The sequence below is a fragment of the Nesterenkonia sp. DZ6 genome (assembly GCF_022565835.1).
Lineage (GTDB): Bacteria > Actinomycetota > Actinomycetes > Actinomycetales > Micrococcaceae > Nesterenkonia.
Map to the genome: position 1 here is coordinate 1 of NZ_JAJOYW010000004.1, position 26,678 is coordinate 26,678.

Below are 26,678 nucleotides of genomic sequence, written 5' to 3' on the forward strand. Positions count from 1 at the left end.
CCAGACTACTGGGTTGATAGGCCAGATGTGGAAGCGCAGCAATGCGTGAAGCTGACTGGTACTAATAAGCCGACCACTTACACCACACTCAATGTGTGCTCGGTGAAGTTTTAATTGAACACTGCGTGTTCGCGTCCACTAGGCGGTTCTCTGCCAACAACCCCGCATTACCCATGGTGTCTCTTGTTTGAGGCGTGTGGGTGTGTGGGTCAGAGTCAGACCTCCCCTGCGTGTCATCACTGTGTGATGGTGTGGCAGGTGTGTGTAGTTTAATAGTGTTGTTGTGAGTTTAGGTTTACAGCATCTTCAGTACCCCTGTTGCGGGTGTCAGGTCTTGGTGATCTGGTGCGTGTGGTGGTGTGGGAAGTGGTGTTGTTCTAGAGTTACGGCGGTCATAGCGTGGGGGAAACGCCCGGTCCCATCCCGAACCCGGAAGCTAAGGCCCACTGCGCCGATGGTACTGCACACTGGAGTGTGTGGGAGAGTAGGTCGCCGCCGGACACTATTTGGTAGAGAGGGTTCAAGCCCGGTCCCCTTCGGGGGACCGGGCTTGACCTGTTTCCAGGATAGGAATCACGGTCCGCGTCGGAAGAATAAGGCTGCAGCGAGCAGCGATATCTTCCATCAGCAGAGCCCACTTTTACCAACAGCTTTTCGCATTCATTGCGGATCATCATGGCCGTCCGGAGATTCCTCCGGCACGGCCTTTTTTTGTTTCTACGCCGGCCCGATACGTGGTCGCACCGTCCGCGACCTGCGCTTCGCGTCCACAGCAGCTGCCAGGCGTCCTTCACCGCTCAAGGCGGTATCCTGGGATGGCCCTGCGCACGTAATCCAAGGAGAACCACGAACCTATGCATGACGAGTCCTACGGAGACCGCCCAAGGCCCCCGCGCAATCCGCGCGACCTCCGCCGGTCCAACAGCGACGATCGCACGCGTTCTCCTGAGATCGATGAGGATGTCACGGGCAAGGAGCTGGACCGCGCGGCCCTGCTGCAGCTGCGCACCCTCGACGACACGAACCGCCCCTGGGTTGCCAAGCACCTCGTGATGGCGGGCCGACTTGTCGACATCGCCCCTGAAGTGGCTTTCCAACATGCACTCGCCGCCTCCCGCCGCGGGGGACGCCTCGGCATCGTCCGCGAAGCTGTGGGCCTGACTGCCTATGCCGCGGGAGACTTCGCTGAAGCGCTGCGCGAACTGCGCACCTACCGCCGAATCAGCGGAGACCAGACACACCTGCCCGTGCTTGCGGACTGCGAGCGTGGACTCGACCGGCCTGAGAAGGCCATCGAGCTCTCCCAGTCCGAAGAGGTCGCTGGGCTCACCGGTCCCGTTCGCGCCGAGATGGCGATGGTCGTCTCCGGGGCCTACACCGACCTCGGTGACCACGCCTCGGCCGTGACCGCGCTGGAGGTTCCGGAGCTGGACATCAACCGCGCCTTCAGCTTCTCCCCACGGCTGTTCACCGCATACGCCGCGGCACTCGAGACCGTGGGCCGCGACGAAGAGGCCCAGCGTTGGCGCGAACAGGCCTTCGCGGCGGAACGAGCACTGGGCTCTGGGGCCTTTGAAGACCCGGAGATCCTCGACTTCGACGACGAACCCGCTGATCTGCCGAAGGTCAAGGACGTGCTCGGCCGCTCCAAGGGACGCCATCAGGACCGCGATCAGGACCGCGGCCGCGGAGGACGTGGATGAGCCTGGGGCTCATCGACTCCTACGACGGGGTCCTCTTCGACCTCGACGGGGTCCTCTACGCGGGACCATCGGCGATCCCCGGTGCCGCGCGGGCCGTGGACGAGCTGGTCCGCCGGGGCATCCCGCGCGGTTACGTCACCAACAATGCGTCTCGCTCCGCTGAACAGGTCGCCGCCCACCTCAATGAGCTCGGGATCCCCGCGCTGACGGAAGAGGTCGTGGGTTCCGCCCCCGCAGGGGTCACCCTGCTGGGAGCGGCGCTCGAGCCCGGGGCGAAGGTGCTGGTCACCGGCAGCGAGTACCTGCGGAACCTGGTGGGGGAGGCCGGCTTCACCGTCGTCGACTCTGCCGCCGAGAAGCCCGCCGCTGTAATCCAGGGATTCGACCCGGGACTGTGCTGGGCCGACCTCGCTGAGGCGGCCTACGCCGTCAACGACGGGGCCCAGTGGTTCGCGACCAACCTTGACCTCAGCATCCCCCGGGAACGCGGGATCGCCCCGGGCAACGGCGCCCTCGTCGAAGCAGTGGGGCGTGCCACCGGGAAGACCCCGACCGCCGCCGGCAAACCAGAACCGGTGATGTTCACCCAGGCCGCGAACACGCTCCAGATACAGCGTCCACTGGTGATCGGAGACCGCCTGGACACTGATGTGCTCGGCGGCAACCGGGCCGGGTTCGACACAGCCCTGGTGCTGACCGGCATCGACACCGCCGCCTCGGCCGAGCAGGCACAGGACGGTATGCGGCCCGACTGGATCCTGACGGACCTCGCGCAGATCTTCGACGGGACCCACCGCGCGCTGCAGGAGCGCGTCGGAGCATGACCGGGCAGCCGCCGCACCATGCCATGTCCGAGGCCAGCGTCAGCCCCGAACCGACCGTCAGCCCCGAACCGACCGTCAGCCCCGAACCGACCGTCAGCCCCGAACCGATCCCCGGCGCTGAACGTACCGCGGGTCTGAGCTCTCCGCGCGGCCAGGAGCTGACCATCGAAGAGCTCGAGTCCGAGATCGCCGAGTCCGAGGCGCTGGTCCAGGACCTGAATCAACGGCTGAAAGAAACCGCCGAGGGCGCTCGATGAACGAGTCACTCCGCCTGGACAAGGCCATGGTCGCCCGCGGCCTGGTTCCCAGTCGCACCCGCGCAGGGCAGCTGATCGCCCAGGGACAGGTCAGCGTGGACCGGGCCGTCATCCAGAAGGCCGCCACCAGCGTGGCCGGGCATCAGACCATCGAGGTCCGCGACCAAGATCCCTGGGTCAGCCGGTCCGCACACAAGCTCGACGGTGTGCTGGTCGCCTCCCCACAGATCCAGGTGCAGGGCCGCCGCTGCCTCGACGCCGGAGCCTCCACCGGCGGCTTCACCCAGGTGCTGCTCGAGCGCGGGGCCCAGCAGGTGGTGGCCGTCGACGTCGGCCATGATCAGCTGCACCCGCAGCTCGCCGCAGATCCGCGGGTGCAGAACCACGAGGGCCTGAACCTGCGCCACCTGAATCCACAGGACCTGGGGGAGCCCTTCGACCTGATCGTCGCCGACCTCTCCTTCATCTCCCTGCGCCTGGTGCTCCCCGCCCTGGCCGGGCAGGCGAGCAAGGACGCGGATCTGCTGCTCATGGTCAAACCCCAGTTCGAGATCGGCCGCGAGAGGCTGGGCCGCACCGGAGTGGTCTCCAGCCCGCTGCTGCGCCGCGAGGCCGTGGAGGCCGTGCTCACCGCCGCCGAGGCCCAACGGCTGCAGCTGGTCGAGATCCACCGCTCCGGACTGCCCGGCCAGGACGGCAACGTGGAGTTCTTCCTCCACCTGCGCAGCACCGAACATGCTGCCCCCGCCTCCGCCGAGGCAGACACCCTCAGGAGCGATAGGCTGGGCTCGGTCGAGTTCGACTGAAGGAGGCTCCATGACCAGAGAGATCCTGCTGCTGGCCCACACGGGTCGGCGCGACGCCGTGGAAGCGGCTGTCACCGTCGCTGAACGGCTGCACAGCGCGGGGCTGCGCCCCGTGATGATGGAGCGGGACATCGCCTCCTTGAACCATGTCATCGGGGACCGGCTGCGTGGCCTGCCGCTGGCGGTGGCCGAACGCGAGGTGCCCCTGACTGACTGCGAAGTCGGCATGGTGCTCGGCGGTGACGGGTCCATCCTGCGCGCCGCAGACCTGGTGCGCGGAGCCGGACTCCCGCTGATGGGCGTCAACCTCGGCCATGTGGGCTTCCTGGCCGAATCCGAACGCACCGAACTCGATGCCTCCGTGCAATGGGTGGTGGACCAGAACTACACCGTGGAGCGCCGGATGGCGCTCGACGTCCAGGTCTGGCACGCCGGACGCCACGTCGGCAGCAGCTGGGCGCTCAACGAGGCCAGCATCGAGAAACAGTCCCGCGAACGCATGATCGACCTGATCATCGAGATCGACGGCCGGCCCGTCTCCGCCTTCGGCTGCGACGGGGTCGTGATGGCCACCCCCACCGGTTCGACCGCATACGCCTTCTCCGCCGGCGGCCCGGTGGTCTGGCCCGAGGTCCAGGCCCTGGTGATGGTGCCCATCTCCGCCCATGCGCTCTTCTCCCGGCCGCTGGTGGCCGATCCCGACTCCATCATGGCTGTCGAGGTTCTGCAGCGTGAGGACGAACAGGGCGTGCTCTGGTGCGACGGGCGCCGCTTCATGGAGCTGCCACCCGGCTCCCGCGTGGAGGTCACCCGTTCCGCCGAGCCGGTGCTGCTGGCCCGGGTGCACCAGACCCCTTTCTCCGAACGACTTGTGGACAAGTTCAACCTCCCCACCACCGGGTGGCGCGGACCGGTCGACCCGGCGAACCAGGTCGAGACCCCCGACGCGTTCCATCGAGGGGAGGCGACCCAGCGGTGATCGACTACGTCACCATCAGCGACCTCGGCGTGATCGAACACGCCGAGCTCCCGCTCAATGCCGGACTCAACGTGGTCACCGGTGAGACCGGCGCGGGCAAGACCATGGTGGTCACCGCGCTGGGACTGCTGCTGGGCGCCCGCGCCGAAGCCACCGCGATCCGCTCCGGAGCGCCGCAGGCCGTGGTCGACGCAGGACTCACCGTGCCTGCGGGTCACCGCTGCGTGGAACTGGCCCGTGAAGCCGGTGCCTGGCTGCAGACTCCCGAAGACACGGAAGACACGGAAGACACGGCAGACACGGCGGGGGCGGAGCCCCCGTCCTCCGGAGACCGCGGCGCCCTCGAGGCGGCAGAAGCATCGAGCCCGCAGCAACAGCGCGGCGAGGTCGAGATCCTGCTCGGCCGCACGCTCAGCGCCAAGGGCCGCAGCCGCGCCAGCGTGAGCGGACGCAATGTGCCGATCGCGCTGCTCGGCGAGATCGGCAGCTCCCTGGTGACCGTGCACGGGCAGAGCGATCAGCTGCGGCTGCGCTCGGCCACCGCCCAGCGCCGCGCCCTGGACCGCTGCGCCGGCGCCGAGTTCGCCGCTCAGCTCGCCCAGTACAAGCAGAGGTTCACCGGCTACCAGGCCAAAGTCGCCGAGCTCGAAGAGATCACCACCAACGAGCGTGAACGCCTCCGCGAGGCGGAGCAGCTCCAGCTCGCGCTGGAACAGATCGACGCCGTGGAGCCGCTGCCCGGAGAGGACCACGAGCTCAAGACCGAATCGCTGAAGCTGGAGAACGTCGAGTCGCTGCGCGACGCCGCCCGCTCCGCCCAGCTCTCACTCTCCGGCCCCGACGCCGCCGAGGCGCTGGGCGACGTCCCCCATGCGGTGGCCCTGGTCGAATCCGCCGCCACCGCGCTGGCCGCCGTGCAGGACCAGGACCAGGAGCTGGGCCAGATCGCCGAGCAGATCTCTTCGGTCTCCAGCCTGCTCAACGACGCTGCGTCAGAGCTCGGCATCTACGCCGCGCACCTGGATGAATCCGGCCCCGAACGCCTCGCCGCGGTCCACCAGCGCAGAGCAGACCTCGAACGATTGATCAGGCTCTACGGACCCGACATCGATGCGGTGCTGGGCTGGGCGCAGGAGGCCCGCGCCCGGCTGCACAACCTGCAGTCCGACTCCGACCGGATCGAGGAGCTCAGCGCCGAGATCGATGAGCTGCAGGCACGGCTGTGGACCGAGGCCGAGGAGCTGCGTCGTCTTCGTGCGGAGGCGGGGGAGCGGCTGGGAGCCGCCGTCGGTGCGGAGCTGGCCGCCCTGGCCATGCCGCGGGCGCGGATGGTCCTGGAGGTCACCGCGACCGACGAGCTGGGACCCGAAGGTGCGGACACCGTGGCGATGCTGCTGGCCCCGCACCCCGGGGCGGATCCGCTGCCGCTGGGCAAGGGCGCCTCCGGAGGTGAGCTCTCCCGAGTGATGCTGGCCCTGGAGGTGGTCCTCGCCGAAGGCTCCGACACCGAGACGTTCATCTTCGACGAGGTCGACGCCGGAGTGGGCGGCAAGGCCGCCGTGCAGATCGGACGCCGACTGGCGATGCTCGCGAAGCACCGCCAGGTCATCGTGGTCACCCACCTGCCCCAGGTCGCGGCGTACGCGCAGAACCACATCCGGGTGTTCAAGTCCTCGGTGCGCGATGATTCAGCCTCCGGGGGCTTCACCGCCTCCGATGTCACCGCCCTGGACGAGGAGCAGCGGGTCAGCGAACTCGCCCGGATGCTCGCCGGCCAGGAAGACTCAGAATCGGCCCGCGCCCACGCCCGGGAGCTCATCAGCGGCGCGGCTGCGCCGTAGCTCACGTCCGTGGCACTACATCCACCTCCCGTTCACTGTTAGGATCGAACTCCGTGGTGCAGAGAAACAGTTCCAGGAACCAGAACAGCCTCCCTACTAGTCGACAGATCTTTGTCACGGGGGGTGTGGTCTCCTCCCTCGGCAAGGGTCTGACCGCCTCCTCCCTGGGGCATCTGCTCCGGGCCCGTGGCCTTTCAGTGGTCATGCAGAAGCTGGATCCCTATCTCAATGTGGATCCCGGCACGATGAACCCGTTCCAGCACGGCGAGGTCTTCGTCACCGAAGACGGCGCCGAGACGGATCTGGACATCGGACATTACGAGCGCTTCCTCGATGAGAACCTCGATGGGCTCAACAATGTGACCACCGGTCAGATCTACTCAACCGTCATCGAGAAGGAACGCCGCGGCGATTATCTCGGCGACACCGTGCAGGTCATCCCGCACATCACCAACGAGATCAAGCGCCGGATGCGGCTGCCCGCCGAGGGCAAGGACGCCCCGGACGTGATCATCACCGAGATCGGCGGCACCGTCGGTGACATCGAGTCCCAGCCCTTCCTCGAAGCGGCCCGCCAGGTCCGTCAGGACATCGGCCGGCAGAACGTCTTCTTCCTCCACGTCTCCCTGGTGCCCTACATCGGCCCCAGCCAGGAGCTGAAGACCAAGCCCACCCAGCACTCGGTGGCCGCGCTGCGCTCGATCGGCATCCAGCCCGACGGGATCGTGCTGCGCAGCGACCGTGAGCTGCCGGCAGAGATCCGCGGCAAGATCTCACGGATGTGCGACGTGGCCGAGGACGCGGTCATCAACTGCCCCGACGCCCCGAGCATCTACGACATCCCGCGGATCCTGCACCGCCAGGCCATGGACGCCTACGTGGTCCAGGCGCTGGACCTGAAGTTCAAGGACGTGGACTGGTCGAAATGGTCCAAGCTGCTCAACGTGGTGCACAACCCCGACCATGAGGTCGAGGTCGCGCTGGTCGGCAAGTACATCGATCTGCCCGACGCCTACCTCTCGGTCACCGAGGCGCTGCGCGCCGGCGGCTTCGCGCACAGCACCAAGACCAAGATCCGCTGGGTGGCCTCTGACCTGTGCGCCTCCGAGGAGGGCGCGGCCAAGGCGCTCGACGGCGTGGACGCGATCTGCGTGCCCGGCGGGTTCGGCGTGCGCGGACTCGACGGCAAGATCGGCGCGCTGCGCCATGCCCGGGAGCATGGCATCCCGGCGCTGGGCCTGTGCCTGGGTCTGCAGACCATGGTGATCGAATACGCCCGCAACGTGCTGGGCCTGAGCGAGGCGAGCTCCACCGAGTTCGACCCGCAGACGGCCTACCCGGTGATCGCCACCATGGCCGAGCAGGAGGCCATCGTCGACGGCGCCGGCGACCTGGGCGGCACCATGCGACTGGGCTCCTACGCGGCGAAGCTGACCGAGGGCTCCGTGGTCGCCGAGACCTACGGCAGCACCGAGATCACCGAACGGCACCGGCACCGATACGAGGTCAACAACGCCTACCGCGGGCAGCTCGCCGAGGCGGGGCTGGTCTTCTCCGGCACCTCCCCGGACGGCACGCTCGTGGAGTTCGTGGAGCTGCCCAGGGAGACGCACCCGTACTACGTCTCCACCCAGGCGCACCCGGAGCTGAAGTCCCGCCCGACCAACGCCCATCCGCTCTTCGCCGGTCTCATCCGGGCAGGGCTGGACCGGCAGCTCGCGCAGGGCGGACGCGGCTAGAGTCATGCCCGCCCAGGACGGGTCCACCGCTCCTGATCAGGCACGGGAACGGCACCTCCAGCGACGCGCGGAGGTGCCGTCCTCGTCTGTGGGCGCGGAGATCGAGGACTACCTCACCCATCTGCGGATCGAGCGTGGCTCCGCGGCGAACACGCTGAGCTCCTACCGCAATGACCTGCTGCGCTACGGCGCATTCCTGCTCGAGCGCCGGATCACCGCGCTGCCCATGATCGATGAGACCCTGATCGCTGATTTCCTGCACCGGCTGAGCACCGGCGACGACGGCGGATCGGCCCTGTCCCAGCGTTCGATGGCCCGGGTGCTGGCCTCGGTGCGCGGGGCGCATCGGTACTGGGCGGGGGAGGGCCGGACCACCCACGACCCGGCCAAGCATGTCGCGGCACCCAAGCCGCGCCAGTCCCTGCCCAAGGCGCTCAGCGTTGACGAGGTGTCACGGCTGCTCGACGCGCCGAGCCGGGACACCGAGCTCGGCCGCCGCGACCGGGCGCTGCTGGAGTTCCTCTACGCCACCGGAGCCCGGATCACCGAGGCGGTGAGCCTGGACGTCGATGACATCCACGAGGTCCGCGCCGCCCCTTCCGGCCTCGCGGACGCGACGACGGACGGGCTGGTGATCGTGCGGGTGACCGGCAAGGGCGACAAGCAGCGGATGGTCCCGGTGGGGCGCTATGCCCAGCAGGCGATCAACGACTACCTCACCGCGGGTCGTCCTGGCCTGGCCGCGCGGATCGGGCGGCGCGCGCCGTCGCCTGCTCTGTTCTTGAACAAGCTCGGCGGCAGACTCTCCCGGCAGTCGGCCTGGACCGTGCTGCAGACCCACGCGGCCGCCGCCGAGATCACCCAGGAGGTCTCCCCACACACGCTGCGCCACTCCTGCGCCACCCACCTGCTCGAGGGCGGCGCCGGGATCCGGCTGGTCCAGGAGATGCTGGGGCACGCATCGGTGACCACCACCCAGATCTATACTAAGGTCACCGCCGAGGCGCTGCAGGAGAGCTACGCCACCGCCCACCCGCGGGCGCGCTAGGGGGAGCGCCCGCAGGAGCCGCTCGCAGGCGGGCGTAGGATCAGAGGTGGCGCTCGTCCGGACCGTTATAGGCGCTCAGCGGGCGGATCAGCGCATTGTCGGCGCGCTGCTCGGCGATATGCGCCGTCCAGCCGGTGATCCGTGCGGCGATGAACAGCGGGGTGAACATCTCGGTGTCGAAGCCCATCAGGTGATAGGTCGGCCCGGCGGGATAGTCCAGGTTCGGCAGGATGTTCTTGGCCTCGCCCATCGCCGCCTCGAGCCCGTCGTAGAGCCCCATCAGCTCACCGCGGCCGTAGTACTCGACCATCGCGTCCAGGGCCTGCTTCATGGTCGGCACCCGGGAATCACCGGACTTGTACACCCGGTGGCCGAAGCCCATCACCTTGCGCTTCTCGGCCAGAGCCTGCTCCATCCACGCCTTGGCGCGGGCGGCGGCGTCCTCGCGGGTCTCGGCTGTGTCGATGCCGATCTCCTCAAAGGTGTGCATCACCGCTTCATTGGCACCGCCGTGCAGCGGACCCTTCAGCGCGCCGATCGCCGCGGTGACCGCCGAGTGCAGGTCTGCCAGCGTGGAGGTCACCACCCGGGCGGTGAAGGTGGACGCGTTGAAGGAGTGCTCGGCGTAGAGCACCATCGAGACCCGGAAGGCGTCGACCACCTCCTCGGGGGCCTCCTCGCCGAAGGTCATCCAGAGGAAGTTCTGCGAATAGTCCAGATCCTCGCGGGGCTCGACGAGCTCCAGCCCACGACGCCGGCGCTGGTCATAGGCGACCACGGCGGGGAATGCGGCGAAGAGCTCCTTGGCCTTGGTCAGCTCCGCCTCAGGGGAGGAGTCTTCCGAGAGCGGGTGGTTCGCGCCGAGCACCGACACCGCGGTGCGCCCGACATCCATCGGGTGGCAGTCCAGCGGCAGCAGGTCGATGGCTGCCCTGACCCGAGGGTCCAGGGCGCGGTGGGACCGCTCGAAGGCGCGGAACTCGTCCTTCTCGCCCGTGCTGGGCAGTTCGCCGTTCCAGAGCAGCAGCGCCACCTCCTCGAAGGAGAGCTTCGCGGCCAGCTCCTGGACCGGGTATCCCCGGTAGAGCAGCGAGTTGGATTCGGGGTTCACCTTCGAGACGGCGGTGTGATCGGCGACCACACCAGCCAGTCCCTTATAGATCTGCTCGGTCATGAGTGACCTCCTCAGGTCATTGCGGGGTCTTTAAGAGTTCTTGCCGTGCACGTCGGGGACATCGAAGTTGAAGATTCCGGTGTCGAAGGCGTTGTACGCCTCATAGTCGACCAGTTCGTAGAGCCGTGCCCGGGTCATCATCTGATCCACCGCGCCCTGCTGGGAACCTTCGGCGGCCAACACGTCCAGGGTGCGCTCGATCGCGCCCATGGCGGAGCGCAGCGAGGTCACCGGATAGATCACCATGGCGACGCCGGTCTCGGCCAGCTCCTCGCGGGAGAACAGCGGAGACTTGCCGAACTCGGTCATGTTGGCCAGCACCGGCACATCCACCGCCGCGCAGACGGCGGCGAACTCGCTGAGGTCCTTCATCGCCTCGGGGAAGATCGCGTCGGCCCCGGCGTCGACCAGGGCCTTGGCCCGCTCGATCGCGGCGTCAAGACCTTCGACTGCGCGCAGGTCGGTGCGCGCCATGATCAGGAAGTTCTCGTCTCGTCTTCCGCGAGCGGCTGCGGCCACCCGCTGGGTGGCGGTCTGCAGGTCCACCAGGTTCTTCCCATCCAGGTGGCCGCAGCGCTTGGGGTTGAACTGGTCCTCGATGTGGCAGCCCGCGAGCCCGGCGTCCTCGAGCTCCTGGACCGAGCGTGCCACGTTCATCGGTTCGCCGAATCCGGTGTCGGCGTCGACCAGGGCCGGCAGATTGGTCGCCCGCGCGATCTGGCCCGCCCGCTGGGCGACCTCGCTCAGCGTGGTCAGCCCGATGTCGGGCAGACCCAGCTCGTTGGCCAGCACTGCGCCGGAGATGTAGATCCCGTCGAAGCCCTTCTGTTCGATCAACGGAGCCGAGAGCGGGGTGAAGGTGCCCGGGAACTGGCGCGCCGCCCCGGGGGTCAGCATGGCGCGCAGGTCGAGGCGCTTCTGCGCGGGGGTGATGGTGGAGTAGAGCATGGCCTAGAACAGTCCCTTCGGTGCCGCGGCCGGATCGATGACCCCGGTGGCCGCGAAGACGTTGAGCTGATCGAGCTCACCGGAGGCCAGCGTCTCCAGGGCCTCGACCGCGCCGAGGAACCTTTCGATCTCCGCGTCGGCGATGACCCCGTCCGCCAGGGTGCGGAACTTGGCGATGTACTGCTCTCGGGAGAAGGGCCGCGCACCCAGCGGGTGGGCGTCGGCGACGGCGATCTCATCGGTGATCACCTCGCCGTCGTGCAGCCGGATCTCCACGGACCCGCCGAAGGCCTTCTCGGCGATGTCGGTGGAGTGATAGCGCCGGGTCCACTCCGGATCCTCCTCGGTGGTGACCTTGTGCCACAGCGCGACGGTGTCCTCGCGCTGCGCGCGCTCGGGGGTGTAGGAGTCCACGTGGTGCCAGGCGCCGTCCTGCAGCGCCACGGTGAAGATATACGGGATGGAGTGATCCAGCGTCTCGCGGGAGGCGGTGGGGTCATACTTCTGCGGGTCGTTCGCCCCCGAGCCGATCACGTAATGGGTGTGGTGGCTGGTGCGGATCAGCACCGACTCCACCAGCGCGGGATCGGTGACCTGCGGGTGCGCGTGGTGCAGCCGGCGGGCGAGGTCGATCCAGGCCTGCGCCTGGTACTCCGCCGAGTGCTCCTTGGTATAGGTGTCCAGGATCGCCCGCTTGGGCTCCCCGCTGGCCGGCAGCGGAACGTCGTAGGAGGCGCTGGGCCCGTCGAGCATCCAGGCGATGACGCCGTCCTCACCTTCATAGATGGGCACCGGCGAGGTCTGTCCGCGCATCGCCCGGTCCACTGCTTCGACTGCCATCTTCGCGGCGAAGGCCGGGGCGTGGGCCTTCCAGGTGGAGATCTCGCCCTTGCGGGACTGCCGGGTGGCGGTGGTGGTGTGCAGCGCCTGGCCCACGGCCTGGAAGATCGTCTCGGCATCCAGGTCGAGCAGGGTGCCGATGCCTGCGGCCGCCGAGGGGCCGAGGTGGGCCACGTGGTCGATCTTGTGCTTGTGCAGCGAGATCGCCTTGACCAGGTCCACCTGGATCTCGTAGCCGGTGGCGATGCCGCGGATCAGCTCGGCCCCGGAGGCTCCGGTGTGCTGTGCCGCTGCCAGCACGGCAGGGATGTTGTCCCCGGGGTGGGAGTACTCCGCGGCCAGGAAGGTGTCGTGGTAGTCCAGCTCGCGGACCGCGACGCCGTTGGCCCAGGCCGCCCATTCGGGACTGGACTTGGTCTCGATGCCGAAGATCGAGGCGCCGGAGCCGTTTGCGGAGACCGAATGGTCCAGCGCCTGGGCGCGGGCGGCGATGATCGGGGCGCGGTTCAGCGAGGCCACCGCCACAGCCGCGTTGTCGATGATGCGGTTGATCACCATCTCGGTGACCTCCGCGTCCACTTCCACCGGGTCGACGGCGACCTGGGCGATCTTCCAGGCGAGCTGGTCCTGTCGGGGAAGGTTCTCGTCGCTGCGGTAGACCCGTACGTTGTGGCTGATCATGCTGGTGGTTCCTCTCGATTGGGAGTCAGGCTTCGGTGCTGCTGTGCGGACTGGGCTGTCTCGTGCTGGGCGGTGATGTAGGCGAGGCTGCGGCGCAGATGGATCAGCATCGCGGCACCGGCGGTCTCGGCGTCTCCGGACGCGATGGCGGTGCAGACCTCGCGGTGTTCGCGGGCTGAGGCCGCGAGCCGCTCGGGCTCATGCTGAGCCAGCCGGCGGGCGCGGACCAGGTGGGCGCGCATGCTGCGCAGCGAGTGGCTCAGATAGGGATTGGCCACGGCGTCGGAGACCGCCTCATCGAGCTCCTCGGTGAGGGCGTAATAGTGCTCGTCCTCCTCGGCATGGTCCTGGGTGTGGTCCCGCTGGCGCTCTCGCGACCGCAGGATCTTCTCCGCCGCGCTGAAGCGTTCCGCGAGCGCGCTGAACCGGCGGGGGTCTCCGCGCTCGGCGGCCAGCCGCGCCGACTGGACCTCCAGCGGGAGGCGGAGCTCGAAGAGCAGGTCGACGTCGGCCGCGGAGATGGAGCTGACCAGCGTGCCGCGCCCCTTGGTCTGATCGGCGAGCCCGTCGGCGATCAAGCGGGACAGCGCCTCGCGCAGCGGGGTGCGGGAGAGGCCCAGCCGTTCGGCCTGATCGACCTCGCCGAGCAGGGTCCCCGGGGTCAGCACCCCGTCGAGGATCTCCTGCCGCAGGGTGTCGTAGGCACGGTCACTGGCACGCATGATTTGAGTGTATACAACGAGGGGTGCTCTGTGGAGTCTTTCGGGAGAATATTCCACTATCTAGTCAACTATGTATACATAGGGCTTTACCTTCTGTGATCCAGCTCATATCCTTGGATGTGTCACGCGTCCACGCCGATGAGCAGGAGCACTCCCATGACCGGTACGTCCTACCGCGAGCTGCACGCACGATCACTGGCCCAGCGTGAGGAGTTCTGGCTCGCCGCCGCCGAGCAGATCCACTGGGACCGCGCGCCGGAGCGCGCACTCGACGACTCGGCGGCCCCGATCTACCGCTGGTTTCCCGAGGCGGAGCTGAACCTGAGCTACAACTGCCTGGACCGCCACGTCGAGGCCGGCCGTGGGGAGCAGACCGCGCTGATCTATGACTCCGCCGTGACCGGGACCGTCCAGAGCTACAGCTACGCCGAGCTCACCGCCGAGGTGGCCCGGTGTGCCGGAATGCTGACCGAACTCGGCGTGGGTGCCGGAGACCGGGTCATCATCTATCTGCCGATGATCCCGCAGGCGCCCATCGCGATGCTCGCCTGCGCCCGGATCGGAGCGGTGCACTCGGTGGTCTTCGGCGGCTTCGCCGCAAAGGAGCTGGCCTCGCGCATCGACGACGCGTCCCCCGACGTCGTGCTCACCGCCACCGGAGGCATCGAACCCACCCGCAAGGTGGAGTACCTGCCAACCGTGGCCGAGGCGCTGCGCCTGGCCACCCACGACGTCCGCCACGTGGTGGTCCAGGAGCGCGAGGGCTTCGCCCACAGCCTCGAAGAGGTCGCCGCGGACGCAGAGACGAGTGTGACTGCGCAATGGCACGACTGGTCCTCCCGGTCAGCCCAGGCTGCGCCCGCAGCCCCGGTCACGGTGCGCGCCACCGACCCGCTCTACATCCTCTACACCTCCGGGACCACCGGCCGGCCCAAGGGCGTGGTCCGTGACCAGGGAGGCACCGCCGTCGCGCTGAGCTGGTCGATGCAGGCGATCTACGACGTCGGCCCGGGGGAGACCATGTTCACCGCCTCCGACGTCGGCTGGGTGGTCGGGCACTCCTTCATCGTCTATGGACCGCTGCTGGTCGGAGCGACCACCGTGCTCTACGAGGGCAAACCGGTCGGCACCCCTGATGCGGGCGCCTTCTGGCGGATGATCCAGCAGCACCGGATCACCGCGCTGTTCACCGCACCCACGGCGCTGCGCGCGATCCGCAAGACCGACCCGGAGGCCGCGCTGGTCGGCGACTACGACATCTCCTCGCTGCGTCACCTCTACGCCGCCGGGGAGCGGCTCGACCCGGTCACCCAGCGCTGGATCACCGACGCCCTGCAGGTGCCGGTGATCGACAACTGGTGGCAGACCGAGACCGGCTGGCCGATCGCGGCCAACCCGGTGGGGATCGAGGCGCTGGAGGTCAAGGAAGGTTCCGCCACGCTGCCGATGGCCGGCTACGACGTGGTGATCCTCGACGCGACCGGGGAGGAGCTCCCGGCGGGGGAGGAGGGCAACATCGCGCTGCGACTGCCCATGCCCCCGGGCACCCTGCCCACCCTCTGGGGCGACGACCAGCGCTACATCGATTCGTATCTCGACGCCTTCCCCGGGTTCTACGCCACCGGGGACTCCGGCTACCTGGATCAGGACGGCTACCTCTTCGTGATGGGCCGCACCGATGACGTGATCAACGTGGCCGGTCATCGGCTCTCGGCCGGTTCCATCGAAGCCGTGGTCGCCTCCCACCCGGCAGTGGCCGAATGCGCGGTGATCGGACTGCAGGACGAGCTCAAGGGTCAGCGCGCCTCGGGATTCGTGGTGCTCAAGGCTGGACGAGAGGACGACCCGAAGACGCTGCAGGCGGAGCTGACCGCCCTGGTGCGCCGAGACATCGGACCGGTGGCGGACTTCAAGACCGTCGCGGTGGTCGCCGCGCTGCCGAAGACCCGGTCGGGCAAGATCCTGCGCAAGACCATGCGCCAGATCGCCGACGGCGAGCAGGCGCGGGTGCCCTCCACCATCGAGGACGCCTCAGTGCTCGATGACCTGATCCCGGTGCTTCGACCCCAGCGGTAGGCTTGTCGGCGGCGCGCGACCGCGCGCCGCACAAGTCTCCGCGGCGCCAGCGCGCCGCGGACGTGTCGCGTGCAGCTGCTCCCCGGCTGACGCAGGGGGAGAGCGATGGACCTCGCGCTGTTGGCCGTCGAGCTGCTGGGCACCTTCGCCTTCGCCGTCTCCGGGGCGCTGCTCGCCGCCCGGAAGGGCTTCGACGTGGTGGGCTCGCTGCTGCTGGCCTCCATGGCCGGACTCGGCGGCGGCGTCACCCGGGACATCATCATCGGCGAAGGACCCCCGGCCGCCTTCCTGCAGCCGATCTACCTGGCCCCGGTGCTGGTGGCAGTGATCCTGGTGCTCACCGGGCTGCTCCATGAGACCCGGCTGCGCCGGACGCTGCTGGTCTTCGACGCCGTCGGACTCTCGCTGTTCTGCCTCACCGGCACGGTCATCGCGTTCAACGCCGGGCTCAATGAGATCGCCTGCGTCCTTCTCGGGGTGACCACCGCGGTGGGCGGCGGTGCGATGCGCGACGTGGTGGCCAACGAGACCCCACAGATCTTCAACCCGCACGGCGTCTATGCGGTGCCGGCGATGTTCGGCGCGGGGCTCATCGTGATCGTGCTGAGCCTCGAGCTGCCGCTGATCTGGGCGGGACTCGTGGTCTCCTGCCTGGTCTTCACGCTGCGCATGATCTCGCTCAAGCGCGGCTGGCGAGTGCCGCTGGCCGGACGCCGGTCCAGCGGCAGCGCCGCAGCCTGACCCCTGCCGCCCGAGCCTGACGCGATGGCGAGGCGAACCTTCGAGTGCTACTTGGCCTGCACATCTTGCCTCGATGAGGACACGGGGTAACCTGGATAAGTTGTTGTCCGCAGGAGGAAGTTGAGGGATCACGTGAGCGAGCCGGGTGCCCGGATGGGCGAAACGCCTGACCGGGAGGTCAACGCGTCGCACAGCGATCAGCCGACCGAACTCTTCACCATCTACGGCGACGCGATCATGGGCCCCACGGGCCGGCCGAAGCATGACTTCGCCGAACCCGCGCCGCTGAGCAGCCACGGCCCCGCGCGAGTCATCGCCATGGTCAACCAGAAGGGCGGAGTCGGCAAGACCACCTCCGCGATCAACCTGGGCGCCGCGCTCGCCGAATACGGCCGCCGCGTGCTGATGGTGGACTTCGACCCGCAGGGCGCACTCTCGGCCGGCTTCGGCACCAGCCCCCATGAGCTGGAGACCACGGTCTACAACGTGCTCATGGAGCGTGAGGTCAAGACCCGCGACGCCATCGTCTCCACCCACGTGGAGAACATCGACCTGCTGCCGGCGAACATCGACCTCTCCGCCGCGGAGGTGCAGCTGGTCAACGAGGTGGCCCGCGAACAGGTCCTGGACCGCGCGCTGCGCCAGGTCCGGAACGACTACGACGTCATCATCATCGACTGCCAGCCCTCGCTGGGGCTGCTCACCGTCAACGCGCTCACCGCCGCCCACGGCGTCGTCATCCCGCTGGAGGCCGAGTACTTCGCGCTGCGCGCCGTGGCGCTGCTGGTCGACACCATCGAGAAGGTCCAGGACCGGTTGAATCCGGACCTGGAGATCGACGGCGTGGTGGTCACCATGGTCGATCTGCGCACCCTGCACGCCCGCGAGGTCATCGCCAGGATCGTCGAGGCCTTCGGCGACAAGGTCTTCGAGACCGTCATCAAACGCTCGGTGAAGTTCCCCGACGCCACCGTGGCCGCGGAACCGATCACCGCCTACGCGCACAAGCACGAGGGCGCCAAGGCCTACCGCCAGCTGGCCCGCGAACTGATCCTCCGAGGTGGATCGCCCTAGTGGCGCACCCGGCAGCCGGCGCCGCGGCGCTTCAGCATGCCGACGCCGCCGGGAATCTCGAGAGCCTCGAGGCAGACGCCCGGCACGATTCCCCCACAGCGACCGGATTCACGGTGTCGCTGGCGAACTTCGACGGCCCCTTCGACCTGCTGCTCGGCCTGATCGCCAAGCGCGAGATGGACGTCACCGCGGTGGCGATCTCCGCGGTCACCGACGAGTTCATCAGCTATGTCCGAGGCCTCTCCCACCACCAGGCGTTGGACGAGTCCTCGAACTTCATCCTGATCGCCGCCACCCTGCTGGACCTCAAGGCCGCGCAGCTGCTGCCCGGGGGCGAGGTCGAGTCCGAGGAGGACCTCGCCGCCCTGGAGGCCCGCGACCTGCTCTTCGCCCGACTGCTGCAGTACCGGGCGTTCAAACACATCGCCGGGCACATCGCCGAGCAGATCCAGGAGCACTCGGACCGCTTCCCGCGCCAGCCCGGCACCCACCCCGAGCTGGCCCAGCTGCTGCCCGAGCTGGTCTTCAAGACCACCCCGGCGGACCTGAAGACCATCGCCGAGCGCGCCTTCGCCCGTCCGGCGATGGAACCGGACCACATCAGGTTCGAGCACCTGCACTCCCACGCGGTGGACATCCGGACCGAGATGGCGGTGATGACCGCTGCGCTGCGCGAGGCCGGCGCGGCCAGCTTCACCGAACTGGTCCGCGAGGCCGAGAGCCGGCTCGTCGTCGTCGTGCGGTTTCTCGGTCTGCTGGAGCTCTACCGCGACCGCGACGTCGCGTTCGAACAGGATGCGCCGCTGGGGGAGCTGCGAGTCATCTGGTCCGGTCCTGCCAGCGGTGAGATCGCGGCGCTGGACCGCGCGGCCGCGGAATGGGCCGATCCGGCCGGCACCGGGGTAGACACCCCTGCGCCCGACATCTCCTCGCCCGACACCCCCGCGCCCGAGAAGGAGGATCCCGATCATGGCTGAGCCGATCAGCGAGGACCTGCTCGCCGCCGCCGAGGCCGTGCTGATGATCATCGAGGAGCCGGTCTCCGCGCTGGAGCTGGCCCAGGTCCTGGAGATCCCCGAGCGCCAGGTCATCACGGTGCTCGATGCGCTGCGCCTGGACATCGACGGGATCAGCGAGGGCTCCCGGCGCCGCGGCTATGAGCTGCGTGAGATCGCCGGGGGATACCGCTACTACTCCCGCGCCGACTACGCCGAGCAGGTCTCCGCCTTCGTCCTCGGCGACGCGACCACCCGGCTCTCCCAGGCCGCGCTGGAGACCCTGGCCGTGATCGCCTACCGGCAGCCGGTGGCCCGCTCCCAGGTCGCCGCCATCCGCGGGGTCAACGTCGACGGCGTGGTGCGCACCCTGGTCCACCGCGGTCTGGTCGACACCGCCGGCACCGATCCGCTCACCGGAGCCACCCTGTATGTCACCACCGCGGACCTGCTGGAACGCCTCGGGATCAACTCCGTGCAGGAGCTTCCACAGCTCTCCCCACACCTGCCGGGCATCGAAGCAGCCGGAGAGCTGGGCCCGGAAAGCTGAGTGGCCGGAAGGATTGGACACTCCCCATAGAATGGAGATCATGAAATCTTCGGGCCCAGACCGCCGCGCGCGCGAGGCGCAGCGGCGGGAGCCACGCGCTGCCACCGCAGCACGCACCCCGAAGGCCGGTCAGTCCGGGGGGCCCTTCTCCTCCGAGGACCCCCAGCGGATGATCTCCACCGGTCCGAGCCGGGCCAAGCCCCGCCGTGACGAGGCCGAGGAGAACTTCGCGGCAGTCCATGACCCCGAGGGTGTGCGGCTGCAGAAGGTGCTCGCCCAGGCCGGCGTCGCCTCCCGGCGGGTCTGTGAGGCGCTGATCGCCGAGGGTCGGGTGTCGGTGGACGGCAAGGTCATCATCGAACCCGGCATCCGCGTGCAGCCCGACGACGTCACCATCCATGTCGACGGCGTGCGCATCCAGCTCAGCGTCGAACACCAGTACGTGATGTTCAACAAGCCGACCGGCGTGGTCACCACGATGTCGGATCCGCACGGCCGGCCCTGCATCAACGACTACCTCACCGAGGAGATGAAGGCCGCCAGGCTCTTCCACGTGGGCCGCCTCGACGCCGAGACCGAGGGCCTGCTGCTGCTCACCAACGACGGCGAGCTGGCCAACAAGCTCACCCACCCCTCCTACGAGGTGCCCAAGACCTACGTGGTCGAGGTCGCCGGACCGGTGTACAAAGAGGTGGGCAAGAAGCTGCGCGCCGGCATCGAGCTCGAGGACGGGCCCATCGCCGTGGATGACTATCGGCAGCTGGGCAGCGACGGCCGCCGCACCATGATCCAGGTGACCCTGCACTCAGGACGCAACCGGATCGTGCGCCGCATCTTCGACCACGTCGGACACCCGGTGCTGCGCCTGGTGCGCACCGCCCTGGGCGAGATCACCATCGGGGACCAGCAGCAGGGCACCGTGCGCCCGCTGGGCCGGCTGGAGCTGGGCCACCTGCTCGACCTGACCAGCCGCGACGACCCGGCTGCCGGCGACACGACCAGCAGCGACGGCGGAGCGCGATGAACCTCTTGACCGCCACCCCGACCAGCGTGCGCCAGACCCCCACCGTGCTCATCCGAGGCACCGGACTGCTCGGCGCCAGCATCGGGCTAGGGCTGCGCGCCGACGGCCACCAGGTGCTGCTCTCCGACCCCTCCGCCACCGCCCAGGCCATCGCCGCCGACATCGGCGCAGGCACCATCCTTGAGAAGGCCCCCGCGGAGACCACCCCGGAGATCGTCATCGTCGCGGCACCCCCGGAGGCCACCACCGTGGAGGTGGCGGCCGCGCTGGTGCGGTATCCCGACGCCGTCGTGCTCGACATCGCCTCCACCAAGGCCGAGATCCTTGACGGCCTGCTGAACCTCACCGAGGACGACGACGCCGCGCTCACCCGGGCCGACCTGACCCGCTATGTGGGCACACACCCGATGGCGGGCCGGGAGAAGTCCGGCCCCGTGGCCGCCCGCGGCGAGCTCTTCACCTCCATGCCCTGGGTCATCTGCCCCGCGGTGGACCCGAACACCGGAGACCAGCTCTCGGCACGTGAGGCCGTGGAATGGGCCGGGGAGGTGGGACGTCGACTCGGCGCCACCGTGCACCACATGAACCCCGTGCGCCACGACGAATCCGTGGCGCTGATCTCGCACCTGCCCCAGATCGCCGCCTCGCTGGTGGCCTCCCGGCTGCAGGACGCGCCGGTCTCGGCCCTGGCGCTGGCCGGCAACGGGCTGCGCGACGTGACCCGGATCGCCGCCTCCGACCCTGGACTGTGGGTGCAGATCCTCTCCTCCAACGCCCGGCCGGTGGTGGAGATCCTCTACGGGCTGCGCCAGGACATGGAACGGCTGATCAGCACCCTGGAGGAGCCGCGGGCCCCGGGCGGGCAGGCCGACATCGCCCAGCTCATCGCCGAGGGCAACTCCGGGGTCACCCGGGTGCCCGGCAAGCACGGCGCCCCGCCGCAGTCCTTCGCGGTGCTCACCGTGATCGTCGACGACAAGCCGGGACAGATCGCCGCGGTGCTCAACGACGTGGCCACGGTCGGGGTCAACGTCGAAGACCTGCGCATGGAGCACTCCGCCGGCCACCAGGTCGGCATGGTGGAGCTCTCCGTGCTTCCCGGACGGCGTGACGAGCTCGCCGAAGCCATGACTGAATTTGGATGGAAGGTAGTGCTCTCGTGAGTCAAGGACAGCGCCTGATCATTGCGGTGGACGGACCCTCAGGGTCCGGAAAGTCCAGCGTCTGCCGCGCCGTCGCCAGCCAGCTCGGCGCCGCGTATCTGGACACCGGGGCGATGTACCGCGCCGCCACCTGGTACTGCCTGGCTCAGGGAGTGGACCTCGCCGATGAGCAGGCCGTCGCCCTGGCCGTGGAGGAGGTGCCGCTGACGATCTCCACCGACCCCGCGCACCAGATCATCGCCGTGGGGCAGAGCGACGTCACCGCGGCGATCCGAGAGACCCGGATCTCCGAGCGGGTCTCCGAGATCGCGACCAACCGAGCGGCCCGCGCGCTGCTGATCGCCGCCCAGCGCAGGATCATCGACAACGCCGGCTTCATCGTGGCCGAGGGCCGCGACATCACCACCGTGGTGGCTCCCGACGCGCAGGTGCGCGTGCTGCTCACCGCCTCCGCCGAGGCCAGGCTGCGTCGCCGCGGCCTGCAGCTGGGAGGCACCGAGACCGCCGAGTCGCTGCGCCGCCAGGTGATCGACCGCGACGCCCGCGACTCCACCGCGTCGAACTTCACCGAGGCAGCCGACGGCGTCGCCGTGCTGGACTCCTCGGACCTGACCTTTCAGGAGACCATCGACGCGCTGATCCAGCGCGTGGAACAGGTCTCCGCCGAACCACTCTCGATCCCATCTGCAGGAGCATCCCGTGGCGAATAACGCTGACACCTTTCCCTCCGACTCCCCGGAATACATTCCGGCCGTGGAGGACGATCGACTGGCCGAACGGCTGGCCGCCATCACCGAGGAGGAGGCCGCCGCGCGCGCCGCCGCGCTGCGCGCGGGACTCTCCGACTACGAGCTGGCCGAGGAGGACGCCGCCGTCCTCGACTATGACGAGGACGACGAGGACTACGAGCCCTACGTCGCCGCCCCACCGGCGCTGGCTGTGATCGGGCGCCCCAACGTGGGCAAGTCCACGCTGGTCAACCGGATCACCCGCTCCAAAGAGGCCGTGGTCGAAGACGTGCCCGGCGTGACCCGCGACCGCGTGTCCTATGACGCGGAGTGGAACGGCAAAGACTTCACCCTGGTGGACACCGGAGGCTGGGAGCAGGACGCCCGCGGGATGCACAAGCGGGTGGCGGAACAGGCCGAGATGGCCGTGGACGAGGCCGACGCCGTGATCTTCGTCGTCGACGGACTCGTCGGCGCCACCGCCGTGGACGAGGCCGTGGTGCGGATGCTGCGGCGCAAGAAGAAGCCGGTGCTGCTGGTCGCCAACAAGGTCGACGCCCCCTCGCACATGAGCGAGGTCTACGGCCTGTGGAACCTCGGCCTCGGCGAGCCCTACCCGGTCTCGGCGCTGCACGGCACCGGCACCGGCGACCTGCTCGACGCCGCCGTGAAGGCGCTGCCCGAGTTCGCCGAGCACGGCGGAATGATCCCCACCGGCGGTCCGCGCCGGGTGGCCCTGGTGGGACGCCCGAATGTGGGCAAGTCCTCGCTGCTGAACAAGCTGGCAGGCTCCGAGCGCGTGGTCGTGGACGCCGTGGCCGGCACCACGATGGACCCGGTCGATGAGTTCATCGAACTCGGCGGACAGACCTGGCGCTTCGTGGACACCGCCGGGATCCGGCGTCGTCAGCACATGGCGTCGGGGTCTGAGTATTATGCGATGCTGCGCACCCAGCGCGCCCTGGACAAGGCCGAGGTCGCTGTCGTGCTGCTCTCGGTGGAGGAGCCCGTCTCGGAGCAGGACGTGCGCATCATCCAGATGGCCGTGGACTCCGGCCGCGCCCTGGTGGTGGCCTACAACAAATGGGACCTGATGGATGAGGAGCGCCGCTACTACCTCGAGCGCGAAGTCACCCGGGACCTGGCGCACATCGCCTGGGCCCCGCGGGTCAACGTCTCCGCACTGACCGGCTGGCACAAGGACAAGCTCGCACCGGCCCTGGACACCGCGCTGACCAGCTGGGGACGGCGCATCTCCACCGGACGGCTCAACGCCTTCCTCGGGGAACTGGTCGCGGCCCACCCGCACCCGGTCCGCGGCGGCAAGCAGCCCAGGATCCTCTTCGCCACCCAGCCCTCCACCAAGCCCCCGCGCTTCGTGCTCTTCACCACCGGGTTCCTGGATCCGGGCTACCGGCGCTACATCACCCGCCGGCTGCGTGAGACCTTCGACTTCACCGGCTCGCCGATCGAAGTCTCGATGCGCGTGCGCGAGAAGCGCAAGCGCAAGTAGGCATCCTGGTCCGGCGCAGCAGGCCGGACCGGCTGGCCACACCTCGACGTCGCCCAATACTGCAACTCTCAGTACAGGGCGGCCTCGACGTCTCTGGTGAAGGTGCTGATCGAGTCCCAGTCCGACCCATCGGACATGATGCTCAGCACGTAGGTGCCCTCCGGGTGCCGCACGATGGCGGTGTCGTTGAGGTAGCCGTCGATGAAGCCCACCTTGTTCAGCACCGACCCGGAGCTGCCCGCGTCGATGCCGTCGCGGAAGATGTTGGACTCCAGCGCGTCCAGCAGACGCGAACGGCCCTCAGCGCTGATGTCCAGCGAGCCGGACTCCAACCGGGTCATGAATGCGGTGAGGTCATTGGCCGAGCTGCGTGCGTAGGCCGGGATGAAGTCCGTGGCCGGGCCTCCGGTATCGGCGGCGATGTCACGCAGGCCTTCCCAGCCGAGCTCCCCGCGGAAAGCGTCGGCACAGGGGTTGTCGCTGACCGAGATCATGTCGGCGAAGCAGGTGGCGCGATCGCGTCCGCCCTCGATCGGGTCATCCCAGTCCATCTCACCGGACTCGACCCGGCTGAGGATCCCGTAGGCGACGTAGACCTTATAGGTGCTGGCGCTGACCCGGGACTCCGCACCTGCGGACGATCCGGTCCGCCCCTGGCCGCCCAGCTCGGCGACGCTGATCGAGATGTCCCCGGGGTGGAAGGCGACGAGCTCGTCCAGATAGCTGTCGAGATCACCGGTGAAGCTGGGGGTGTCCGCCGGTGTCGCAGGCTGGGACTGCTCGGGGTCTTCCGGGGCTGCATCTGAGTCTTCTGAGTCTGGGTCTTCGGGGGTTTCAGGATCGGGGTCTTCGGGGGTTGAGCCTTCTGGAGTCGATTCGTCCGGAGCGGGCACCGCCCGGAGATCCTCCTCGTCAGGGGCTTCGGCTCCTGCCTGGTCCTCATCCTCCACCGGATCCTCGGCGTCGGCTGATTCCTCTTCGTCGGTCTCATCCGCCAGGCGCTGCCGCGGGGCCTCCGCCTCGGCCTGTCCACTCGCGAGCCGCTCCTGCTCCGCGGCGAGCGCACGCAGCGGGTGATCGCCGGGCGCGGCACTGGACCCGGCGTCCTGGGTGGAGACAGGGTGGAAGACGGCGGGGCTGCAGGCGGTCATCAGGAGTGCGGCAGTGGCAAGCCCGAGGGCGCGGTACGCGAAGCCGTGCCGAGCGGGTCTGCCTCCCGGTCCGCGACGGGGAAGGTTCTCGCGAGGAAGCATGGGTTTGATCGTATCCACGCATCATCAGCTGATCTGGGAGTTCAATGGTTCGCGCAGGTCGCGATTCGGCAAACCAGCCCCATCATGACGTCCATGCAGACGGTGCGGGATGCCGGGTCAGGGTGTGCGGAAAGGGGATTCATCCTGGTGCGCCGCGGCCTGTGCACGCTGCTGCGGAGTCAGTCGCAGCAGCGTGTTGGAGCCCGTGTCGAAGAAGGCCAGCTGGGTCTCGGCGATCACGCATCGCGTGCCGTCCACGCCGTCGCGGACCTCATAGGCCAGGGTGAGCCCCGCGCCCTTGAGCTTGGTCACCCAGACGTCGATCTGGGCGGGGACATCCCGGTACTCCAGACTCGCCAGGTACCGCACCCGGTGTTCGACGACGAGCGCCTGCGCATCCCGAGGAAGCTCGTTGAACAGCGGGGCCAGCGGCTCCCCGACGGGGCTGCCCGTATGGGCCGGCGACCCGAAGGCGCGGATGCGCGCCTCTTCGAGCAGCCGCAGCACCTCCACGTTGTTGATGTGGCCGTAGGCGTCCATATCGCCCCAGCGCAGCGGCACCAGGGTCCGCAGGCGTGGGTTGACGCGGTGGGAGGTGCCGCTGGTGCTGGGGATCGCGGTGGCACTCTGGGTCGCGGCGGCGTCGCGGGAAGGCACGGTCATGCTGGCCAGCTTAACCCGAGTGCCTCACTGGGGAAGGGGAGTGTTGTTCAGCCGCGTGAGACGCGGCCGCGCAGCGCGCCGAAGGCCAGCGTGAAGCTCACCGCCCCCACGATGCCGATCGCCAACAGGCCAGGCCAGAGGTCTGCCCAGACCCAGCCTTCGGAGAGCAGGGACCTCAGTGCGGCGAGCAGATAGGTGATCGGGTTGTAGTCAGCGATCGCTGCGAGCCACCCGGTCAGCGCCTCCTGCGGAAGAAAGGACGTGGTGAGGAAGGCGAAGGGGAAGAACAGCAGGAAGGAGGAGTTCACCGCGGCCGGGCTTCCCGTACGCAGCGCGATGGCATAGGGGAAGCCCGTGAACGCAAGGCCCCAGAGCCCCCCGATGATGACGAAGGCGACGACGCCGGGACCCCATCAAGGACCGCTCGAATACCGCACGTCTCAGCGAGAAAGACCGCGAAAGGGCATTAACCCGATCAGGCACAGAAAAACCTGTACGCCGGACTTGAACACTGATCAGTCACGAATATCGTGACGTGTCCTCGAGTCGATACAGAACACCGTTTGATTCTCAGTGCGCTTGTTCTACTACCCGCGTGTACTGCGCTCCCACTTACAACACTCATATGGCATGGGCGAAGGATTCGCTTACGGGTGGTCACTCCACGTCTGATATACCCTGAGCCTCACCGCAGACAGATTGGACTCACCGTGACACACCTACCAGCCGTTGATCCGAAATTGCACTCGCTCGTGGAATCCGTCGAGACAGCAGGAATAGGTCCCAAAGTTCGTGTGCAGACGGCGGCTGGCGTCATATCCGGCACACCAGTCTCGACAGCTAGGTTCGACGAAGTTTCCTACGAGCAGCTCCGGATCCTCGCCGTACCCGAGTTCCGGACCCGGCCTGTCGACGACTCAGAGACCGCCGAGATTGCAAGGGAACAGATGGGCTTCTTCGAGCGGCGTGACGATGACGGACTAACTGTGCTCAGCCTTATCGACGTAGTCCAAGACAGCCACGTCGGTTACTCATTGGAGATTCCTGCCATGAGGATTCCGTTGCAGCACGTGCTGGGATGGTGGGTCTCAAGTCACAATGTGAAGCGTCCAAAGACCGGCCTAATCGGTGCAGGTGTCAGCTTCTGAAGCGAACCCTACTCACCCACAGGCGATAAGGGGGATCCCTCGACGGTGCCGCAGTAGGAACAGAGTGAGCTCGGCAGCGCAGACGTACCACCCTGTTGGCCTACTTGACACCGTAAAGCAACGATCGAATTCCTAACATCTCGACCTGTAGGATGTGTGGGAATTCACTCAATGGAACCTTGGAGGAT

Annotated in this window: 25 protein-coding genes and 2 rRNA genes; 20 read left to right on the forward strand and 7 right to left on the reverse strand. The window is 68.2% G+C overall.

Going from position 1 to position 26,678, the window contains the following annotated elements; all coding sequences use genetic code 11:
- From LTH93_RS10345 to LTH93_RS10390, 10 genes are all read left to right on the forward strand, one after another.
- Window positions 1-86, forward strand: a 23S ribosomal RNA gene (locus LTH93_RS10345); the annotation flags it as partial.
- A 298-nt stretch (window positions 87-384) separates the two neighbouring features.
- Window positions 385-501, forward strand: a 5S ribosomal RNA gene (gene rrf, locus LTH93_RS10350).
- Between the two features lie 353 nt (window positions 502-854).
- A complete protein-coding gene (locus LTH93_RS10355; protein ID WP_241465064.1) occupies window positions 855-1,703 on the forward strand; it encodes a hypothetical protein in 849 nt (282 codons plus the stop codon).
- On the forward strand, window positions 1,700-2,527 hold the full coding sequence (locus tag LTH93_RS10360) for an HAD-IIA family hydrolase (protein ID WP_241465063.1): 828 nt from the start codon (window positions 1,700-1,702) through the stop codon (window positions 2,525-2,527). The genes LTH93_RS10355 and LTH93_RS10360 overlap by 4 nt, the downstream gene beginning before the upstream one ends.
- The gene (locus LTH93_RS10365) at window positions 2,524-2,784 is read left to right on the forward strand and encodes a hypothetical protein (RefSeq protein ID WP_241470924.1); all 261 of its coding nucleotides are present in this window, start codon (window positions 2,524-2,526) and stop codon (window positions 2,782-2,784) included. The genes LTH93_RS10360 and LTH93_RS10365 overlap by 4 nt, the downstream gene beginning before the upstream one ends.
- Window positions 2,781-3,590 carry a TlyA family RNA methyltransferase gene (locus LTH93_RS10370; protein ID WP_241470925.1) on the forward strand — a complete coding sequence of 270 codons (810 nt, stop codon included), beginning with the start codon at window positions 2,781-2,783 and terminating at the stop codon, window positions 3,588-3,590. The genes LTH93_RS10365 and LTH93_RS10370 overlap by 4 nt, the downstream gene beginning before the upstream one ends.
- Before the next feature lie 10 nt (window positions 3,591-3,600).
- Window positions 3,601-4,569: an NAD kinase gene (locus tag LTH93_RS10375; RefSeq protein WP_241465060.1), complete on the forward strand. Its 969-nt coding sequence runs from the start codon at window positions 3,601-3,603 to the stop codon at window positions 4,567-4,569.
- Window positions 4,566-6,410, forward strand: coding sequence for a DNA repair protein RecN (locus tag LTH93_RS10380; protein WP_241470926.1), 1,845 nt, complete (start codon window positions 4,566-4,568; stop codon window positions 6,408-6,410). The genes LTH93_RS10375 and LTH93_RS10380 overlap by 4 nt, the downstream gene beginning before the upstream one ends.
- A gap of 35 nt (window positions 6,411-6,445) precedes the next feature.
- Window positions 6,446-8,149: a CTP synthase gene (locus tag LTH93_RS10385; protein ID WP_241465115.1), complete on the forward strand. Its 1,704-nt coding sequence runs from the start codon at window positions 6,446-6,448 to the stop codon at window positions 8,147-8,149.
- Window positions 8,150-8,153: 4 nt separating this feature from the next.
- Window positions 8,154-9,197 (forward strand): site-specific tyrosine recombinase XerD, encoded by a 1,044-nt coding sequence (locus LTH93_RS10390; protein WP_241465058.1) that lies wholly within the window; start codon window positions 8,154-8,156, stop codon window positions 9,195-9,197.
- A 40-nt stretch (window positions 9,198-9,237) separates the two neighbouring features.
- On the opposite strand, the gene LTH93_RS10395 is transcribed toward LTH93_RS10390, so the two are convergent.
- From LTH93_RS10395 to LTH93_RS10410, 4 genes are read right to left on the reverse strand one after another with little or no spacing between them, the layout of a single operon-like run.
- Window positions 9,238-10,371 (reverse strand): bifunctional 2-methylcitrate synthase/citrate synthase, encoded by a 1,134-nt coding sequence (locus tag LTH93_RS10395; protein ID WP_241465057.1) that lies wholly within the window; start codon window positions 10,369-10,371, stop codon window positions 9,238-9,240.
- A 30-nt stretch (window positions 10,372-10,401) separates the two neighbouring features.
- Window positions 10,402-11,319 (reverse strand): methylisocitrate lyase, encoded by a 918-nt coding sequence (prpB, locus tag LTH93_RS10400; RefSeq protein ID WP_241465056.1) that lies wholly within the window; start codon window positions 11,317-11,319, stop codon window positions 10,402-10,404.
- A gap of 3 nt (window positions 11,320-11,322) precedes the next feature.
- Window positions 11,323-12,840: an MmgE/PrpD family protein gene (locus LTH93_RS10405; RefSeq protein WP_241465055.1), complete on the reverse strand. Its 1,518-nt coding sequence runs from the start codon at window positions 12,838-12,840 to the stop codon at window positions 11,323-11,325.
- Window positions 12,837-13,562, reverse strand: coding sequence for a GntR family transcriptional regulator (locus LTH93_RS10410; protein WP_241465054.1), 726 nt, complete (start codon window positions 13,560-13,562; stop codon window positions 12,837-12,839). Before LTH93_RS10410 ends, LTH93_RS10405 begins: the two co-directional genes overlap by 4 nt.
- Window positions 13,563-13,718: 156 nt before the next feature.
- Here LTH93_RS10410 and LTH93_RS10415 point away from each other — a divergent pair, with 156 nt between their 5' ends.
- The 9 genes from LTH93_RS10415 (at window position 13,719) to der (ending at window position 23,426) form a co-directional block, all read left to right on the forward strand.
- Window positions 13,719-15,638, forward strand: a complete 1,920-nt coding sequence (locus tag LTH93_RS10415) for an AMP-binding protein (protein ID WP_241470927.1) — start codon at window positions 13,719-13,721, stop codon at window positions 15,636-15,638.
- A gap of 105 nt (window positions 15,639-15,743) precedes the next feature.
- A complete protein-coding gene (locus tag LTH93_RS10420) occupies window positions 15,744-16,379 on the forward strand; it encodes a trimeric intracellular cation channel family protein (protein ID WP_241470928.1) in 636 nt (211 codons plus the stop codon).
- Between the two features lie 237 nt (window positions 16,380-16,616).
- Window positions 16,617-17,453, forward strand: a complete 837-nt coding sequence (locus tag LTH93_RS10425) for a ParA family protein (RefSeq protein WP_241465114.1) — start codon at window positions 16,617-16,619, stop codon at window positions 17,451-17,453.
- Window positions 17,453-18,430, forward strand: a complete 978-nt coding sequence (locus LTH93_RS10430) for a segregation and condensation protein A (protein ID WP_241470929.1) — start codon at window positions 17,453-17,455, stop codon at window positions 18,428-18,430. The genes LTH93_RS10425 and LTH93_RS10430 overlap by 1 nt, the downstream gene beginning before the upstream one ends.
- Window positions 18,423-18,998, forward strand: coding sequence for an SMC-Scp complex subunit ScpB (gene scpB, locus LTH93_RS10435; RefSeq protein WP_241470930.1), 576 nt, complete (start codon window positions 18,423-18,425; stop codon window positions 18,996-18,998). Before LTH93_RS10430 ends, scpB begins: the two co-directional genes overlap by 8 nt.
- 40 nt (window positions 18,999-19,038) lie before the next feature.
- A complete protein-coding gene (locus LTH93_RS10440; protein WP_241470931.1) occupies window positions 19,039-20,022 on the forward strand; it encodes a pseudouridine synthase in 984 nt (327 codons plus the stop codon).
- Window positions 20,019-21,185: a prephenate dehydrogenase gene (locus LTH93_RS10445; RefSeq protein WP_241465048.1), complete on the forward strand. Its 1,167-nt coding sequence runs from the start codon at window positions 20,019-20,021 to the stop codon at window positions 21,183-21,185. Before LTH93_RS10440 ends, LTH93_RS10445 begins: the two co-directional genes overlap by 4 nt.
- Window positions 21,164-21,895, forward strand: a complete 732-nt coding sequence (cmk, locus tag LTH93_RS10450) for a (d)CMP kinase (RefSeq protein WP_241465047.1) — start codon at window positions 21,164-21,166, stop codon at window positions 21,893-21,895. The genes LTH93_RS10445 and cmk overlap by 22 nt, the downstream gene beginning before the upstream one ends.
- Window positions 21,896-21,938: 43 nt before the next feature.
- The gene (der, locus tag LTH93_RS10455) at window positions 21,939-23,426 is read left to right on the forward strand and encodes a ribosome biogenesis GTPase Der (RefSeq protein ID WP_241471079.1); all 1,488 of its coding nucleotides are present in this window, start codon (window positions 21,939-21,941) and stop codon (window positions 23,424-23,426) included.
- A gap of 68 nt (window positions 23,427-23,494) precedes the next feature.
- Here the strand turns inward: der and LTH93_RS10460 are convergent, their stop codons facing one another.
- From LTH93_RS10460 to LTH93_RS10470, 3 genes are all read right to left on the reverse strand, one after another.
- Window positions 23,495-24,679, reverse strand: coding sequence for a serine hydrolase (locus LTH93_RS10460; protein ID WP_241470932.1), 1,185 nt, complete (start codon window positions 24,677-24,679; stop codon window positions 23,495-23,497).
- A gap of 117 nt (window positions 24,680-24,796) precedes the next feature.
- Window positions 24,797-25,342, reverse strand: a complete 546-nt coding sequence (locus LTH93_RS10465; RefSeq protein ID WP_342357721.1) for an acyl-CoA thioesterase — start codon at window positions 25,340-25,342, stop codon at window positions 24,797-24,799.
- Window positions 25,343-25,389: 47 nt separating this feature from the next.
- Window positions 25,390-25,650, reverse strand: a complete 261-nt coding sequence (locus tag LTH93_RS10470) for a hypothetical protein (protein WP_241470933.1) — start codon at window positions 25,648-25,650, stop codon at window positions 25,390-25,392.
- Between the two features lie 345 nt (window positions 25,651-25,995).
- Here LTH93_RS10470 and LTH93_RS10475 point away from each other — a divergent pair, with 345 nt between their 5' ends.
- The gene (locus LTH93_RS10475; RefSeq protein WP_241470934.1) at window positions 25,996-26,490 is read left to right on the forward strand and encodes a hypothetical protein; all 495 of its coding nucleotides are present in this window, start codon (window positions 25,996-25,998) and stop codon (window positions 26,488-26,490) included.
- The last annotated feature ends 188 nt before the right edge of the window (window positions 26,491-26,678 follow it).

Bases quoted from the DNA above. Each gene is read 5' to 3' on its own strand.
- LTH93_RS10370 (WP_241470925.1), top strand. From the start codon at position 2,781: ATGAACGAGTCACTCCGCCTGGACAAGGCCATGGTCGCCCGCGGCCTG.
- prpB (WP_241465056.1), bottom strand. From the start codon at position 11,319: ATGCTCTACTCCACCATCACCCCCGCGCAGAAGCGCCTCGACCTGCGC.
- LTH93_RS10390 (WP_241465058.1), top strand. From the start codon at position 8,154: ATGCCCGCCCAGGACGGGTCCACCGCTCCTGATCAGGCACGGGAACGG.
- LTH93_RS10365 (WP_241470924.1), top strand. From the start codon at position 2,524: ATGACCGGGCAGCCGCCGCACCATGCCATGTCCGAGGCCAGCGTCAGC.
- scpB (WP_241470930.1), top strand. From the start codon at position 18,423: ATGGCTGAGCCGATCAGCGAGGACCTGCTCGCCGCCGCCGAGGCCGTG.
- LTH93_RS10445 (WP_241465048.1), top strand. From the start codon at position 20,019: ATGAACCTCTTGACCGCCACCCCGACCAGCGTGCGCCAGACCCCCACC.
- LTH93_RS10405 (WP_241465055.1), bottom strand. From the start codon at position 12,840: ATGATCAGCCACAACGTACGGGTCTACCGCAGCGACGAGAACCTTCCC.
- LTH93_RS10355 (WP_241465064.1), top strand. From the start codon at position 855: ATGCATGACGAGTCCTACGGAGACCGCCCAAGGCCCCCGCGCAATCCG.
- cmk (WP_241465047.1), top strand. From the start codon at position 21,164: ATGGAAGGTAGTGCTCTCGTGAGTCAAGGACAGCGCCTGATCATTGCG.
- LTH93_RS10420 (WP_241470928.1), top strand. From the start codon at position 15,744: ATGGACCTCGCGCTGTTGGCCGTCGAGCTGCTGGGCACCTTCGCCTTC.
- LTH93_RS10395 (WP_241465057.1), bottom strand. From the start codon at position 10,371: ATGACCGAGCAGATCTATAAGGGACTGGCTGGTGTGGTCGCCGATCAC.
- LTH93_RS10415 (WP_241470927.1), top strand. From the start codon at position 13,719: ATGACCGGTACGTCCTACCGCGAGCTGCACGCACGATCACTGGCCCAG.
- LTH93_RS10375 (WP_241465060.1), top strand. From the start codon at position 3,601: ATGACCAGAGAGATCCTGCTGCTGGCCCACACGGGTCGGCGCGACGCC.
- LTH93_RS10465 (WP_342357721.1), bottom strand. From the start codon at position 25,342: ATGACCGTGCCTTCCCGCGACGCCGCCGCGACCCAGAGTGCCACCGCG.
- LTH93_RS10360 (WP_241465063.1), top strand. From the start codon at position 1,700: ATGAGCCTGGGGCTCATCGACTCCTACGACGGGGTCCTCTTCGACCTC.
- LTH93_RS10425 (WP_241465114.1), top strand. From the start codon at position 16,617: ATGGGCCCCACGGGCCGGCCGAAGCATGACTTCGCCGAACCCGCGCCG.
- LTH93_RS10440 (WP_241470931.1), top strand. From the start codon at position 19,039: ATGAAATCTTCGGGCCCAGACCGCCGCGCGCGCGAGGCGCAGCGGCGG.
- LTH93_RS10410 (WP_241465054.1), bottom strand. From the start codon at position 13,562: ATGCGTGCCAGTGACCGTGCCTACGACACCCTGCGGCAGGAGATCCTC.
- LTH93_RS10460 (WP_241470932.1), bottom strand. From the start codon at position 24,679: ATGCTTCCTCGCGAGAACCTTCCCCGTCGCGGACCGGGAGGCAGACCC.